Below are 15,193 nucleotides of genomic sequence, written 5' to 3'. Positions count from 1 at the left end.
AACGCGAAACCCCCGTCCTTGACCTATGCTGCATCCGATTTCAAGCATAAGGAGAAGTCCGTGAACGCGCCTGCAACTACCCCGACGCCTGCGGCGGAGAAATTAAAGTTACCCATAGGCCTAGTCGTCGCTGTTCTGGTGATGGTGGGTGTGCTGATGATGCCATTGCCTGCCGACTTGCCGGTCGCTGGGCACCGCATGCTGGCGATTCTGGCATTTGCGGTGGTGGTGTGGATCACCGAGGCTGTGTCATACGAAGCCAGCGCCATCATGATCACGTCATTGATGGCGTTTTTGATTGGCATGGCGCCTACCCTGCAAGACCCTTCGAAGCTTTACGGCACTAACGCCGGGATCACCATGGCCCTGACCGGGTTCTCCAATGCCGCGCTGGCACTGGTGGCCGGGGCGTTGTTTATTGCGGCAGCTATGACCCATACCGGGCTGGACCGGCGCATCGCGTTGGTCACTCTGTCTCGGATTGGCACCAGCACCCGGCGCATCCTGCTGGGGGCGATTGCTGTCACTATTTTGCTGAGTTTGGTGGTGCCAAGCGCGACCGCCCGTAGCGCCTGTGTTGTGCCGATCATGATGGGGGTGATCCTGGCGTTCGGCGTCGACAAACGCTCCAACATTGCCGCCGGGATCATGATTGTGGTGGCGCAGGGCACCAGCATCTGGAACGTCGGGATTCAAACCGCCGCCGCGCAAAACCTGCTGACCGTTGGCTTTATGGACAAGATGCTGGGCGAGCGGGTGAACTGGCTCGATTGGCTGATTGCAGGCGCGCCGTGGGCCATCATCATGTCGGCAGTGCTGCTGTTCGTGGTGCTCAAACTGCTCCCGCCGGAAAGCGACAGCATTCCGGGCGGCAAAGAAGCGGTGGAAAAATCGCTGGCTGAATTGGGTCCCATGACCGGGCCGCAGAAACGTTTGATGGGCGTGTCCCTTGCGCTGTTGCTGGCATGGGCCACTGAAGGCAAATTGCACAGCTTTGACACCACGTCGACCACCTACGCCGGGCTGGTATTTTTACTGCTACCGCGTTTTGGGGTCATGACGTGGAAAGACGTGCAGTCGCGCATCCCGTGGGGCACGGTCATTGTGTTTGGGGTCGGGATCAGTTTGGGAACTGCCTTGCTCACCACCCAAGCCGGGCAATGGCTGGGTGGGCAAGTGGTGCATAACACTGGGCTGGACCAAGTCGGGCCGCTGGGGATCTTCGCGATTCTGGGGGCGTTTCTGATTTTGATCCACTTGGGCTTTGCCAGCGCCACCGCACTGACGTCGGCGTTACTGCCGATTTTAATCGCCGTGCTGCAAACCTTGCCGGGTGAATTCAACCGGCTGGGCATGACCATGCTGCTGGGGTTTGTGGTGAGCTATGGCTTTATCTTGCCGATCAACGCCCCGCAAAACATGGTGTGCTTGGGCACCCAAACCTTCACGGCCAAACAATTCGCCAAGGTCGGGCTGATCGTCACTGCGGTGGGGTATTTGCTGATGCTGCTGTTTGGCGCGACGTATTGGAGCTGGTTGGGCTGGATGTAAAGTCGCCTAGTACCTCGTAGCAGCTAGTTGCTACGAGGTTCAGGCAAGAAGAAATTTAAGAACCGCCCTCACTGTGCCCACCACTGCTGACTTCTGCCGGCACATCTTCCCCCGCCATTCGTTTACGAAATAACGACGTACGGGCCAGCAGCAAGGTCGTCACCGGCACGGTGATCGCGAGCAAAATCGGAATCAGCCACGCGTGCAAAATCGGTGTCGATTTAAGGGCTGAGAAGTACAAAATTGAAGCCAACGCCACGCACCAGGCACCCAGGGTTGAAGCCAGTGCTGGCGGGTGCATGCGCTGAAAAAAACTCTTGAGTCGCAGCAGCCCCACAGCACCGAAAAAAGCAAACAGGCTGCTGAGCACCAGTAGTACTGCCACCGGTATTTCAATCCAAAGCGACAATTCGCTGACGGAATTCATTCGATCACCTCGCCACGCAGCAGGAATTTAGCCAGCGCAAACGAACCGACAAAGCCAAACAGGGCGATCAGCAAGGCGGCTTCGAAGTAGGTATCACTGGCATAGCGAATACCCAGTACCAACATGATCAGCATGGCCACGATGTACAGGTAGTCCAGTGCCAGAACCCGGTCTTGGGCGGAAGGGCCCTTGAACAGCCGAATCACGGTGAGCACCATTGCCAGGCTGAAGAAAAACAGGCTGATCAAAATGGCACCGGAGAGCAGGGCACTCATTCAAAGATCTCCATCAAAGGGCGCTCGTAAGCGGTTTTGAAGTGCTCGATAAACTGCGCTTCGTCATCCAGGTCGAAGACGTGCAACAGCAGCACGCTGCGATCCAGTGCCAGCTCAGACCAGATGGTGCCGGGCACCACGGTGGTGATCATCGACAAAGCTGCTAGGCCGTTGGCATCGCGCAGGTCGAGCGGTATTTTGATGAACTTTGAACGTGGCGGGCGTTTGCCAGCATTCAGTACGCCCCAGGCCACGGCAATATTGGAGGCGATAACGTCACGCCCAACCAAAAAGAACAGCTTGATGATCACGCCAGGGCGGCTGATTTTAATCGGCAAGGGCCGCAGTGGCGCAAACATGATCGGGGCCAAAAAGCCCAATGCCGCGCCGAGCAACAGGTTGCCTGCGCTGAGCGACAAATTGAGCAGCAGCCACAGAACCCACAGCGCTAGGGACAACCACGGAGCAGGGAATAGGCGCTTCATGGCTGAACCTCCAGCATGGCAGCCTTGGCTTCAGGGCTTGGCACCGGTCGTGCGCCCATCACCGCCATCACGTAACGCTCAGGATTATTGAGGGTGTCAGCCGCGGCTTGGGTATAACGCAACACCGGCTCAGCCTTGATGGTTAACACCACACAAAGCCCGAGCAGTAACACGATGGGCACACATTCAATGCGTCGCAGGATGGGGGATGATCGCTCCAGCGGTGTCCAGAAGCGCTGGATACCCATGCGCGAAAACGCGATCAGAGATGCCAGCCCAGAGAGAATTAGCAGTGCCAGCAGGCACCAAGCGGCCGTCGAGATGGGCGCGTTGATGTCATTGCCTAGCCCCGCTGGGTTAAGCAGCGCATTGAGCAAGCTGAGTTTGCCAATAAACCCCGACAACGGCGGCATCCCGATAATCAGCAGGGCACAGGCAATAAAACTCAGCCCCAGAAATGCCATCGCCCACGGAATGATCTGTCCGACCACGACTTTTTGTTCGTCGTCCAGGTTGGTTCCACGTGGGGGTGGCTCGATCAACGTCGGCAGTGTTTCGGCATCCTCCTCGATCAGCACATCGCTGGATGAGCGTGAACGCTCAATCAACTCTGCCAGCAGGAACAAGGCACTCAACGCCAAGGTGGAGCTGACCAGATAGAACAGCGCCGCAGCCGTCAGGTTGGGTTGGGCGAAACCCACGGCTGACAACAGAATGCCAGCCGACACCAGAATGCTCAGGCTGGCCATGCGTTCCAGTCGCTGCGCGGCAAGGATGGCAATGGCGGCGCAGACAATAGTGGCCATGCCGCCGTAGATCAGCCAGTCACCGGCAAAGTAGGCGGACGCCCCGGCCTGGCCCGAGAACAGCAGTGTCCATAGCCGAAGTACGGTGTAGATCCCGACTTTGGTCATGATTGCGAACAGCGCGGCCACCGGGGCACTGGCTGAGGAGTAGGCGGGCACCAGCCAGAAGTTCAGCGGCCACATACCCGCTTTGGCCAGGAAAGCGATGGCCAGAATCGCCGCGCCGGCATGCAGCAGGCCTCGGTCAGCTTCTGGTACCAGCGGAATTTTAAAGGCCAAGTCGGCCATGTTCAGGGTGCCGGTGACGCCGTAGATCAATGCCGCGCCAATCAGGAACAGGGACGAGGCCAGCAGGTTGATCGAGATGTAGTGCAAGCCCGCCGAGACCCGAGCCTTGCCCGAGCCGTGCAGCATCAGCCCGTAGGACGCAGCCAGCAATACCTCGAAGAACACGAATAGGTTAAACAGGTCGGCGGTCAGGAAGGCGCCGTACAAGCCCATTAACTGGATCTGGAACAGCGCATGAAAGCTGGCACCGGCGCGGTCCCAGCGGGCCATGGCGAATAGCAGCGCGCAGAAGGCAATAATCCCTGTCAGTACCAACATCAGCGCTGACAGGCGATCAACCACCAGCACAATACCGAACGGCACTTGCCAGTTGCTCGGCAAGTACACGCCAATCGAGGCCGGGCTGCTTTGGTTTTGCGTCCAGATCAGCAATAACACCGAGATGATCAGGCCGATCAGGGTCGATACCAGGTTGATCCGGGCTTTGAGTGGACGATGTTTTTCACCCAGCAACAGCATGCAGGCAGCGGTCAGTAGCGGAAGCAGGATAGGCGCGACAATCAGATGCGGCATCAGATTCATTCTTTAGGCTCCCGGCCATCCACATGGTCGGTACCGGTCAGGCCTCGGGAGGCCAGCAAAACCACCAAGAACAGCGCGGTCATTGCAAAACTGATGACGATTGCGGTCAACACCAATGCCTGCGGCAATGGGTCAGTGTAATTAAGCAAGTCTTGGGGCACGCCCGCTTTTATCACCGGCTCTTTACCGATAAACAGGCTGCCCATGCTGAAAATGAACAGGTTGACCCCGTACGACAGTAAGCACAGGCCCATCACCACTTGAAAGGTCCGAGGGCGCAGGATCAGCCAGGTACCAGAGGCGGCGAGCACCCCGATAGCGATAGCGATAACTTCTTCCATCAGGCAGCTCCCGTCTTGGATTGGAGGGCGGGACGATGGGCCCGAACGGATTGGTGAGCCAGCGCTGTGAGAATCAGCAGCGTGGCGCCAACCACAACGGCGAACACGCCAATGTCGAAGAACAGCGCACTGGCCACGTGAATATCACCCAGCACCGGCAAACTGAAGTGGGCGGTATGAGTCGTCAGGAATGGGTAGCCCCATAGCAGCGAGCCCAGACCGGTTAAGGTTGCACACAGCAACCCGGTGCCCATCCAACGCAGCGGACGCAGGCTCATTTGCGCCTCGACCCACTGCGTGCCTGCCACCATGTATTGCAGAATGAACGCCACTGACATCACCAGACCTGCAACGAAGCCGCCGCCCGGCTGGTTGTGGCCGCGCATAAACAGGTACATAGAGACCATAAAGGCAATCGGCAGCAGCAGCCGCACCAGCACAGCAGGCACCATCATAAAGCCCAGCGCGGTATCACTGGCGCTGCGTGGGTTGACCAAGTCGGTGACCACGTCTTTGGCCAGCAGGCGCTGCTGAGCAGGCAATTGCATGCTTTCTTTGGGGGGGCGGAAGCGGCGCAGCAAGGCAAACACCGTCAGGGCCACTGCGGCCAATACGGTGATTTCGCCCAAGGTATCAAAGCCCCTGAAGTCCACCAGCATCACATTCACCACATTGGTGCCGCCGCCTTCTGGCAAGGCCCGGCTGAGGAAGAACGAGGAAATGTGGTTGGGGGTTTGCCGGGTCAGCATGGCATACGACAACACCGCCATGCCGCCGCCGACCGCGGTCGACAATAGTAAGTCGCGCAGACGACGAATCCGCGCTTTGGTCAGGGTGCCAGGCAGTGGTGAGACTTCTTCGATCCGCCGTGGCAGCCAACGCAGGCCCAGCAGAATTAGGACAGTAGTCACGACTTCAACCACCAATTGGGTCAGGGCCAGATCGGGAGCCGAGAACCAGACAAAGGTTACGCAGGTCATCAGCCCGCAGACACTGACCATGGTCAATGCAGCCAGACGGTGATACTTGGCTTGCCACGCCGCGCCCAGTGCACAGGCAATCGCCAGCAGCCACAGGGTCACGAACACAATCGAGCCCGGAATGTTCGGCCTGTCGCCCCAGCTCAAGCCGCTATAGAGCATGGGGATCAGCCCGGCAATCACGGCGGCCAGCACCAGCAAAAATAGCTGGGTTTGCAGGCGTTGTGTGCTGATGCGTCGTTCAATGCGCCGCGCCGAACGCATGATCACCACCAGGCTGCGCTCAAAGAAGCGCTTGCCGTTGAAGTACTGAATCAGCGGCGGAAATGGGAAACGATGGAGCTTGAGCTGCTTGCGCAGCAGCACATACAGCACGATACCGCCGGACATGGCGATCAGGCTCATGATCATTGGCGCATTCAGGCCGTGCCAGATGGCCAGACTGTATTCAGGCAGTACGCCCCCCACCACCGGTTGTGCGGCAGCGGCGAGCAGAGGGCCAACCGTGTGGGCCGGGAAGATCCCGACCATCAAGCACGTGAACACCAGCAGTTCAACCGGAGCACGCATCCAGCGCGGTGGCTCGTGCGGGGTGTGCGGCAGGTCGGTGGCGGGTGGGCCAAAGAACACATCGACCGTGAAGCGCAGCGCGTAGGCCACGCTGAATGTACCGGCAATGGTCGCGATCACGGGCAGGGCGATTTCAACCCAAGCCGTGGAGTTGATGAACACGGTTTCGGCAAAGAACATCTCTTTGGACAAGAAACCGTTAAGCAGCGGCACACCGGCCATCGAAGCACTGGCCACCATTGCCAGCGTGGCGGTGTACGGCATTAGCTTGAACAGCCCGCTGAGCTTGCGAATATCCCGCGTGCCGGTTTCGTGGTCGATGATCCCGGCGGCCATGAACAGCGAGGCCTTGAAGGTGGCGTGGTTGAGGATGTGGAACACCGCAGCCACAGCCGCCAACGGGCTGTTAAGGCCCAGCAGCAGGGTAATCAGCCCAAGATGGCTGATGGTCGAATAGGCCAGCAGGCCTTTGAGATCGTTTTGGAACATCGCGCAGTACGCGCCCAGCACCAAGGTGCAGGCCCCAGCGCCGCTGACAATCCAAAACCACTCTTCGCTGCCGGACAGCGAAGGCCAGAGCCGCGCCATCAGGAAAACCCCGGCCTTGACCATGGTCGCCGAGTGCAGGTAGGCAGACACGGGCGTGGGCGCCGCCATGGCGTGGGGCAGCCAGAAATGAAACGGGAACTGTGCACTTTTACTGAGCGCGCCGATCAGAATCAGCGGTAACAAAATGGGGTACAGGCTGTGAGCTCGGATTTGATCGCCTGCGGCGAGCACGACGTCTAAATCGTAGCTGCCGACAACATGGCCAAGCAGCATCACTCCTGCCAGCAGGCACAAGCCGCCCGTTCCTGTGACCATCAGCGCCATATAGGCGCCGCGTCGGGCATCAGAGCGGTGGTGCCAATAGCCGATCAGCAAGAACGAGAAGAGGCTGGTCAGTTCCCAGAAAAAAACAATCTGGATCAAGTTGCCCGAGATCACCAGTCCCAGCATCGCGCCCATAAAGGCCAGGAAAAAAGAGAAAAACCGCGGCACCGGATCTTCGGGTGACATGTAATAACGGGCGTACAGAGAAACCAAGGCGCCTATGCCCAGTACCAAAATCGAGAACAGCCAAGCAAACCCGTCCATACGCAGGACGAAATTGAGGCCGAGACTAGGCAGCCACATAAACTCTTCACGAATCACGCCGCCGTGGGCGATTTGCGGATAGAGCATGGCAACTTGAACGGTGCCGATCAGAGCAATCAGACCGGCTAGCAGTGATTCACTGTTACGTGCGTTGTGCGGCAAAACAGCCGCCAGACAGCTGCCGACAAAGGGCAGAAGCAGTAGAACTATCAGGGACATAGGCTTCTAATCTGCAGGAGTTTGTGAGCGATCATACGTGGCGACTTGTGGATCACCAACAGCGGATCTGTAGATGAATCCTACAAAATGTGTGCAAATCATTAACAGAGCAGCCCATTGCCATCTTTTATATGAGCACTCCCGTATGGGTAATACCGGTCTTTGTAGCCAGCGTCGCACACTGTGGGAGCTGTCTCAGGCTGTGAACTTCTGACTCTATTCAGACCGAGTCGAACAGCGCAGATCCCAAGACAGCAACCTTAGTGCCTCGCCAGTTTCTGCGAGGCATTTGTGCTATGGCATCAGTCGCAGGCTTGGTTACCTTGCTTCTCATCAGCCTCACTGGACGCTTTACCCTTTGTTTTTAACTCACTCACGATCACCGCTGCAACAATCAATGCTGCGCCAAGCAAGGCAATTGCGGGTAAACGCTCGCCGGCAAGACGCCCGGCGATCCCGGCCCATACCGGTTCGCCGGCATAAATGAGCGTCGCACGCGTAGGAGAAACACTTTTTTGCGCCCAGTTCATCGCAACTTGAATCATGGCACTGGCGGCCCCCAGCCCGACCGCGCTGGCCAGTAACAGCCATGAAAAATCGGGAATGGCTTCACCCGTTGGCACTACCATCAAAAATGACAAAATCGACGCCGTGCTCAGTTGAACCACGGTCACGCGTCGCACATCGACCTTGCCAGCATAGGCGCCAATCAGGATTATTTCTGCCGCTATGGCAATCGCACTGATCAGGGTCGCGATCTCACCATCGCTAAAATCCAGCGATGCGCCATTAGGCCCAGACAGCAGCATCAAACCGGTAAACGCCATGACGATACCAATGCTCGGCATCAATCCTGGTCTGCGCCCCATAATCAACCACTGCAACAACGGCACGAAGGGCACATACAGGGCGGTAATAAAGGCTGATTGGCTGCTGGGTATGGTTTGCAGGCCAATGGTTTGCAGGCCATAACCGAGCATGATGGCCACGCCAATGAAAAAACCGGCTTTGAGCTCGAACCTAGTAATGCCGCGCAAGCTTCGAAGCGAAAACAACGCCACGATAATCGCGGCAGCGGCAAAGCGCAGCCCCACAAAAAACATTGGCCCGCTGGCCGTAAGCGCATGCTGGACTAACAGAAAGGTAACGCCCCAGACCATCGTGATCAGGACCAGCACACATTCCGCTTTGCTGAAACGAGACCTCAAAGACCCGAACTTGGAAGATTTCAATGTCGTCATAACCTTGCACGCCACAAGAGGAGAGACGCACAATGCGCCAAAGCTGAGCAGTATACTGCGCAGTCCCATGGAGTGAGCAATATAGTGCCCAATGAAAATTCTCAATCTGACGTGTCACAGCGCGGCGCATCGCAACGTGCTTCGGTCTTGCAGCATGTCAGTCAGAACGTACGTCGTCTGAGGCTGCTCGCGCACCTCAGCCAAAGTGCCTTGTCCGACTTGTCGGGGGTCAGTAGACGAATGCTGGTTGCAATCGAAGCCGGCGAGAAAAATGTCAGCTTGAGTACCCTTGACCGTGTCGCGGAGGCTTTGGATGTCGCGTTCAGTGACTTGATCCAAGCGCCGGGTTCTGTTGACCCTAGCCGCATCAACGAATTGGCGTGGGCGGGGACTACAGCGGGAAGCAAGGCTGTATTGCTGGCCAAGGCGGTCGCGTGCAAAGAAGTTGAGTTATGGGAGTGGACGCTGGAGCCGGGCGACGAGTATCACTCGCAAGCTGATGCGGAAGGCTGGAGTGAACAGTTGTATGTGTTTGCAGGCTGCTTGACCCTGGTCTTCGACGACAAGTCGTTACAGTTCAATGCAGGGGAGTTCTACATGTACGCCAGCAATACGCCGCATTCGTACCACAACAAGGGAGATGAGGTGGTTCGCTTTATCCGTAACGTGGTGATTTGAGTACAAGTGGCGGGACATGGGTCCCGCCTAACCAGACGGCTATCAGCGGTGGGCTCGCTGTTCAGGTCGTTTATTAGGCAAAACTGCCTGAGCAGGGTATGTGCTGACTGGGGAATCAGCCCGAGCGGTATAAGCCAAATAGCACATCTGGCGCTTCACGTGGCTTAGCGGATGGTTTTGATCATGCCTTTGTTGCCAGTCACCGTCACGTTCACCTTCTTGAAGATGAAATAGTCTTCAACCGACACCGCATAACGTGGCGCAACGATCAAATCTGCCCCCGAACTCTTGACTGCTTTATATGCGGCAGCAGCTTTGGTTGCTGACACTGGATCTGGCAGGCTGAAAGCCGGAGTTGGGCCGCCGTAAGACACGCCGTCTGCAAACTCGCTGTCACCACTGATTTTCAACACGCCGAACAGAATGTCCGAGGATGATTGGCCAGTAATTACGTCACCAACTTCAATGTTCGCTTTCAAATCGGCAGTTACAGAACCGGCGATAGGAGCGTTTGGTTGGCTAACGTTGTGGCTCATGCAACCGCTGGTGGCCAAAACTACTGCGGCAACAGCGGCAGTCATCCATATTTTTTTCATCGTAAAGCTCCAAGAGATAGGTCAGTCCGTTCGTTAACGGCGGCGAGACTGTACGTGAGCACCTCCGGGATTGAAGTCAGCTAAGTCTCTCTGTCGCGCAGGCACAAATCCTATTGCCAGTAGGACGTTGGATGCGGCCCCGTATTTATGGATATAGGCTGTAGGAGCTGTCGCAGACGGAGAGGGTCAACACGGCGGTAGCGAAACCTGTAGCCGCTTTCGAGGCTCGAAGCGACGTCCGATTGCGCAGCGATCGTAAACTGAGCATCTGCACTCCCTGAAAAATCGCCATAGCGGATTCTTGGCGACCTACCAAGAAGGTTGCCTCAAGCGCAGGCAGCATATAGAGACGGATAAGAGAGCCACGGCTGCCAGTCATTAACTAAAAATTATTAGAATTCAGGGGGTTGCCAGCTTCATTCTTCTAGTACATAATGCGCGCCATCAGCTCAGGGGTAACTACCTGAATCACTGAAGAATCAAAAGGTTGTAGCGAAAATATCGCAATTTTCTTTGCATTTGATGTTTCGAAAGAGATGCCAAGCGCAATGGCCGAATAGCAAAATGGTTATGCAGCGGATTGCAAATCCGCCCACGCCGGTTCGATTCCGGCTTCGGCCTCCACATTCAAAGCCCCGTAGATTAACGTCTACGGGGCTTTTTTGTTTTTCCAGAAAAGCTAGGAGTTCCGAAACTTTAGGGGTTGGAGTTCCGAAACTATTTCATTTCGAGGGCTGCATCGATTGCACATCACTGGCTGGAACACTTGCGCCCCCGTTTTCTAGGAATGAAATTTAGCGAAATGTGATCAGCATTGCTCTACGTGGTTGTGTCTATCAACAGCTATAAACGGGTGCCCAGACTTCATCGTTGGCTTAATCATTTCTTGACACGTTGGTTGTTCGAGGCAACACCAGCGACGCATAGACCAGCTCACAGCCCGTGAAGCTACCGGGCAGGGGGATGTAATGGGAGTAAGGGGATAACAGCTTAGGTGGAAATAAAGTTTAAATTTAGATTAGTTGTTAGATTGTTTTTCGGAAAGACATCCTTACGTTTAAATACCGATTTTAAGTTGCTTTGATTGGGGTGATGACGCATGTTTGTTGCGTGGTAATCAAATAAACGTCGAATTAACTATCAAAAGGATTATTGATTGTGAACATTGAAACTAAAAATTGGAAGGCTCAGATTAACCGTATGCCCCATGATTACTTTTTTCAGGTAGAGGGTGTTGTAACTGTCCCTCATTCAGCGGTTTTGCTAAGTCTTGAAGTTAGTCCAGTTCAGGACAAATCTTACGACCTGAGGTTGGACCTTAAGTTCACGGTTCCCCAGGACATAGGTTTGGACGTGTTAACGGATAAATCAGTAACCTACAAGGTTGCTGGTGAGTCAAATGTCACAGGTGTGAGTATCTTTTACGAGGGGACGCTGCTGCATCATATTGATGAGATGGTAATTACTCATTAATTTTTGTTCGCAAATTGCTCTGCCTGGTTTGTGCTCTCAGGCAGAGCTCTTTCATTTGCGATTATTGGGTAGTGGTTATTTGGGAGGGGAGTGGGTCCTGGCGCTGTTTTGAATATATGTTGAAGGTCGATGTTATCTGCTCTTAGGCTGGATCTTTATTTGGTTAGCCTTTGCCACGACGGGTTGTGTGTTTTTGGCCCCCGGCGCGTGCATTCCCATGCGCTAAGGTGTGAATCACTCCACTGATAGTGATAAATTTTCCCAGCAACGTTGTTTTATCTCCGACTCAAGGACTGAGCAGTGACTATATCCCCTGAAAAAATCCTTTTCCTTTCCGGTGCCTCCGGTAACAGCCAATTCTGGCATCCGGTCGCAGAAGCCCTCGGGCCGCATGATCCTCTCAGACTTGGGTGCTGAGGATTGGCGTACGGAGTTTGAAACACACAACCCGAACCTGCTGCGCTGGTTTCTGGACGATCACACTGACCTCTCTGCGCGCCTACACGAACTGCGCATGCCGGTGATTCTGCTCTGGGGCGGCGCGGACCCGATCAGCCCTGTACGAGTTGGCCAGTTGCTGGCTCAATTGATACCAAACGCCCAGCTAGAAGTATTTCCTGAGGCTGGGCATGACCTCGGATGCACCCATGCCGTAGCTGTGGCGCGGTTCATTGACGAGCACCTAGCGAAGTAACGGCATTAATACGCAAAATCTTAAGCCAGAATTCTCAGCTCTCGGCCGAAGTGCTCGATACCGAAATACTTAGCCTTGGCCTCAAGCACGAGGGCTCATCCGATAGCATTGTTGTGCCCGAAACGCTGGGCTAGGCCACGCCGGTGGCGCTATTGATGAGGGAGAGCGTGCTATTATCGCTCTGTTTCACAACGATCGGCGGCGCTAAGGGCGGCGGTATGACGCCGGGCTTTTGGTTAAAATCAATCGTAGCCTAGCGCGCTCGCTTGCGTAACCCTTCAAGAATGTCCTGGTATTGAAAAATAGGTTGATGCATGGTAGATCCTCGACAGGGTTGCGGTTATTAGTAAGGACTAGAGTTGTCAATAGCGCGTAATGGAGTGCTGACAAATAAAAATAGCCTTGAAAAAGCTCAGTCGAAACTGCAATGTTGTTCACATAAGCGGAGCAGCTTTGCGACTCACCTGCTGAACGCTGGGAAGTCGATTTTTTAGTCTCTCAATTCCGGCCTCCAGATGGTGTTTTGGCCGTTTAAATACTGTCGGTGGTGTAGCTGGTAGCTTTGCGAATTAATCCCTCCACTAGTAAAAGTAGTATATGCGCTCGTCCGCTCGGCGAGGCTTTGTCGAGCGTACTCATCCTCAATCATCCTGGAATGGTAGTGAGATCAGAGGACGTTAAAGCAAGGGGAGCAGTTGGCCAACACATGCCGATCACCAATCCAAGAAATTGGCTGCATAGTAAATAGTTGCTTTTTAGCTAAATGTATTAGCAATTCGGGGCATTAGGATTGTATGATTGCAATCGCTATCTATATATCGGTAGTATACATCTTGCCAATAGGCTTGGCAGGTCGTCACTTTTAAAGGGAATGGCATGCGTAGATTGCATCTTGTAAGGTTCGTAGTACCTTGTCTTGTCTTGAATTTATTTTTGATGCGTCCTGGAGCGCTTGGTCAAAGTTTTCAGGGGATTTCGCTGGTAGTTGCAGTTGTGTTGTGTGCACTGCATTTTTTGCTGCTCAATCGTGCTTCTTTCAAGACTGCGCATGGCGGTAAGGAAGAAATGGGTAGGTATTTAGTGTTATTCATCTTGTTCTGGTTGTATGAGATTCCGGTTGGATTAGCTGGTCGTTCAAATATAGAGTTTTTGATTAAAGAGTTCGTGTCGTCAATAGTAGTGTTTTTATGCTATGGATTGATATTAATACAAGTAGAAGAAAATAAGCGGTTTTTTAGGTTCCTTTGCACCATCATAGCGCTGATTGGTGCATCTTGCGGCTTAACGATAGTGTTGGGTTCACTAATAGGATTTGAAAAGCTTTTCATTACCCATATAAGAGTAGCAGGGTATGAAGCTGTTATGCTTGATGACAACATGCGCACTGGGTCTTTATATTTTCCATTCTCCATGTTGTACGCTAAATACACATCCGGTGATGTAGAACTGATGCGATTTAACGGTTTTTTTCGTGAGGCCGGTATATATCAGGCAGTGTGTTGTTTTTGCATCGCTTACGAATACTATACCCGAAGGTCAAAGCTTGTGATGCTGGGTGCAGCAATTGGTGCGTTCGCAGCCTTTTCATCGCTTGGTGTTTTGCTTTTGCTAATGACTGTGGGTGCGATATTTGTAATGCGCATCAAGGGGGTTTTTGTCAAGTTTTTCTTTGTTTTTGCACTTTCGCTTGTGGTTTTTCCTGCCTTTCTATATGCCCCATACATTGGTCTGGCGGCAAAGCAAGACACGCATGGTACTTCGGTTACTGATCGTACAGAGGCGATGTCAAACGGCTTGAATGCGCTCGGAGATTATCCGTTGGGTAGCGGGCTATTCAGTGGGTTAGAAGCTAATGCCGGGATCACCCTTGTTGCTGCTATAGGACAAATAGGAATATTTGGATTTCTATTGCAGGTATTAATGTTGTCAGGATGGCGCTGGAAAATAAATCGGTCTGCACTACTAAAGATGCTGATTTGTGCGCCGTTGTTGATCACGGCTTTGATTTCCCAGCCGATAGCGGGATCGACAATTATGTATGTGCTGCCAATGGTTTTTTTAGTTTCATATTCAGAAAAAAATAGATTTCGACAGCAAGTCTAATTATTTGTGCGCGTCTTTAACAAATATTTTTGATTGCATGAGCATGCAAAAAAGCAATTTTTAACTTAGCAGTATGGTTTGTAATTATAAAATTGCCCACGCCTCAACTGGAAGGTCTGAAGTAGTCAGTTTTTTTGATGCCCTCTTTGGTAGAGGCTCAGAAAAAGCTGGCTGCGTCAGAAAGCTGACTTTTCCTATTGTTAATTCATCGTTTCACCTTTGAATAACGCATTTTTAAGGTTATTTTCCCGTATTACAGGCGCATCTCTCCCCCTCCCGGTGTCAGGCTAGTTGACGTCTCAGTTGATTTATCAAAACGATGGGTTAGGGATGTTAAAGAGAGCTGTAATGTCTAACTATTCATTCGAACTTAAAGCTGCCCTTATCAACAAGTTGCTGCCTCCTCAAAAGTAAGCGCTCCACAAACCCCACATTCCAAGCTAAAACTTGATATCTGATGCTGTGCTCCCGATTCCTTTCCGGAGCCAGCACCTCATGATTCGACCCGACGCCAAAGTCGAAAAAGTGTATCTCTACCCCAAGCCCGTGGACTTCCAAAAATCCATCGATGGTCTTGCTACCTTGGTCGAGCTGGACATCAAAGTGGCGGTATTCGATCCCGTGCTTTTCGTATTTCTCAACAAAGCCCGTAACCGCGTGAAGATTTTGTACTGGGGTGTGTCACGAACGTAAGCGATCCATGAACCCCACATTTTAAAGGTGGGAATCTATGGCTATCGTGGAATT

At 53.6% G+C, this 15,193-nt stretch carries 14 protein-coding genes and 1 tRNA gene; 7 read left to right on the top strand and 8 right to left on the bottom strand.

Features of this window, described 5'->3' with window-relative positions; genetic code table 11:
• Positions 1-60 precede the first annotated feature (60 nt).
• On the top strand, positions 61-1,551 hold the full coding sequence (locus B347_RS0123815) for a DASS family sodium-coupled anion symporter (RefSeq protein ID WP_019412203.1): 1,491 nt from the start codon (positions 61-63) through the stop codon (positions 1,549-1,551).
• A 55-nt stretch (positions 1,552-1,606) separates the two neighbouring features.
• Here the strand turns inward: B347_RS0123815 and B347_RS0123810 are convergent, their stop codons facing one another.
• From B347_RS0123810 to B347_RS0123780, 7 genes are all read right to left on the bottom strand, one after another.
• Entirely contained in the window at positions 1,607-1,978 is a 372-nt protein-coding gene (locus B347_RS0123810) for a Na+/H+ antiporter subunit G (protein ID WP_019412202.1), read from the bottom strand.
• Positions 1,975-2,253: a K+/H+ antiporter subunit F gene (locus tag B347_RS0123805; RefSeq protein WP_019412201.1), complete on the bottom strand. Its 279-nt coding sequence runs from the start codon at positions 2,251-2,253 to the stop codon at positions 1,975-1,977. The genes B347_RS0123810 and B347_RS0123805 overlap by 4 nt, the downstream gene beginning before the upstream one ends.
• A complete protein-coding gene (locus tag B347_RS0123800) occupies positions 2,250-2,738 on the bottom strand; it encodes a Na+/H+ antiporter subunit E (protein ID WP_019412200.1) in 489 nt (162 codons plus the stop codon). Before B347_RS0123800 ends, B347_RS0123805 begins: the two co-directional genes overlap by 4 nt.
• Complete coding sequence (locus tag B347_RS0123795; RefSeq protein WP_019412199.1) at positions 2,735-4,414, bottom strand: monovalent cation/H+ antiporter subunit D; 1,680 nt, start codon at positions 4,412-4,414, stop codon at positions 2,735-2,737. The genes B347_RS0123800 and B347_RS0123795 overlap by 4 nt, the downstream gene beginning before the upstream one ends.
• The gene (locus tag B347_RS0123790) at positions 4,411-4,755 is read right to left on the bottom strand and encodes a Na+/H+ antiporter subunit C (RefSeq protein ID WP_019412198.1); all 345 of its coding nucleotides are present in this window, start codon (positions 4,753-4,755) and stop codon (positions 4,411-4,413) included. The genes B347_RS0123795 and B347_RS0123790 overlap by 4 nt, the downstream gene beginning before the upstream one ends.
• Positions 4,755-7,661 carry a monovalent cation/H+ antiporter subunit A gene (locus B347_RS0123785; protein WP_019412197.1) on the bottom strand — a complete coding sequence of 969 codons (2,907 nt, stop codon included), beginning with the start codon at positions 7,659-7,661 and terminating at the stop codon, positions 4,755-4,757. Before B347_RS0123785 ends, B347_RS0123790 begins: the two co-directional genes overlap by 1 nt.
• Before the next feature lie 302 nt (positions 7,662-7,963).
• A complete protein-coding gene (locus B347_RS0123780; RefSeq protein WP_081498346.1) occupies positions 7,964-8,971 on the bottom strand; it encodes a DMT family transporter in 1,008 nt (335 codons plus the stop codon).
• 15 nt (positions 8,972-8,986) lie between these two features.
• Between B347_RS0123780 and B347_RS0123775 the strand changes: the two genes are divergently transcribed.
• Positions 8,987-9,580 (top strand): helix-turn-helix domain-containing protein, encoded by a 594-nt coding sequence (locus B347_RS0123775; protein WP_019412195.1) that lies wholly within the window; start codon positions 8,987-8,989, stop codon positions 9,578-9,580.
• Between the two features lie 164 nt (positions 9,581-9,744).
• Here the strand turns inward: B347_RS0123775 and B347_RS0123770 are convergent, their stop codons facing one another.
• A complete protein-coding gene (locus B347_RS0123770) occupies positions 9,745-10,176 on the bottom strand; it encodes a hypothetical protein (RefSeq protein WP_019412194.1) in 432 nt (143 codons plus the stop codon).
• A 550-nt stretch (positions 10,177-10,726) separates the two neighbouring features.
• Here B347_RS0123770 and B347_RS0123765 point away from each other — a divergent pair.
• The 5 genes from B347_RS0123765 to tnpB all read left to right on the top strand — a co-directional run bounded on the left by B347_RS0123765 (position 10,727) and on the right by tnpB (position 15,139).
• Positions 10,727-10,800: transfer RNA gene (locus B347_RS0123765), tRNA-Cys, on the top strand.
• A 534-nt stretch (positions 10,801-11,334) separates the two neighbouring features.
• Positions 11,335-11,649: a hypothetical protein gene (locus B347_RS0123760; RefSeq protein ID WP_019412193.1), complete on the top strand. Its 315-nt coding sequence runs from the start codon at positions 11,335-11,337 to the stop codon at positions 11,647-11,649.
• 391 nt (positions 11,650-12,040) lie between these two features.
• Positions 12,041-12,343, top strand: coding sequence for an alpha/beta fold hydrolase (locus tag B347_RS25350; protein WP_019412192.1), 303 nt, complete (start codon positions 12,041-12,043; stop codon positions 12,341-12,343).
• Positions 12,344-13,219: 876 nt separating this feature from the next.
• On the top strand, positions 13,220-14,446 hold the full coding sequence (locus tag B347_RS0123750) for a hypothetical protein (protein ID WP_157786903.1): 1,227 nt from the start codon (positions 13,220-13,222) through the stop codon (positions 14,444-14,446).
• A gap of 495 nt (positions 14,447-14,941) precedes the next feature.
• A complete protein-coding gene (gene tnpB / locus B347_RS0123745) occupies positions 14,942-15,139 on the top strand; it encodes an IS66 family insertion sequence element accessory protein TnpB (protein WP_019412190.1) in 198 nt (65 codons plus the stop codon).
• Positions 15,140-15,193: the final 54 nt, after the last annotated feature.

The sequence above is a fragment of the Pseudomonas psychrophila HA-4 genome (assembly GCF_000282975.1).
Taxonomy (GTDB): Bacteria; Pseudomonadota; Gammaproteobacteria; order Pseudomonadales; family Pseudomonadaceae; genus Aquipseudomonas; species Aquipseudomonas psychrophila_A.
The sequence above is the reverse complement of the archived record's forward strand: the minus strand, read 5'-3'. Positions and strand labels throughout refer to the sequence as shown.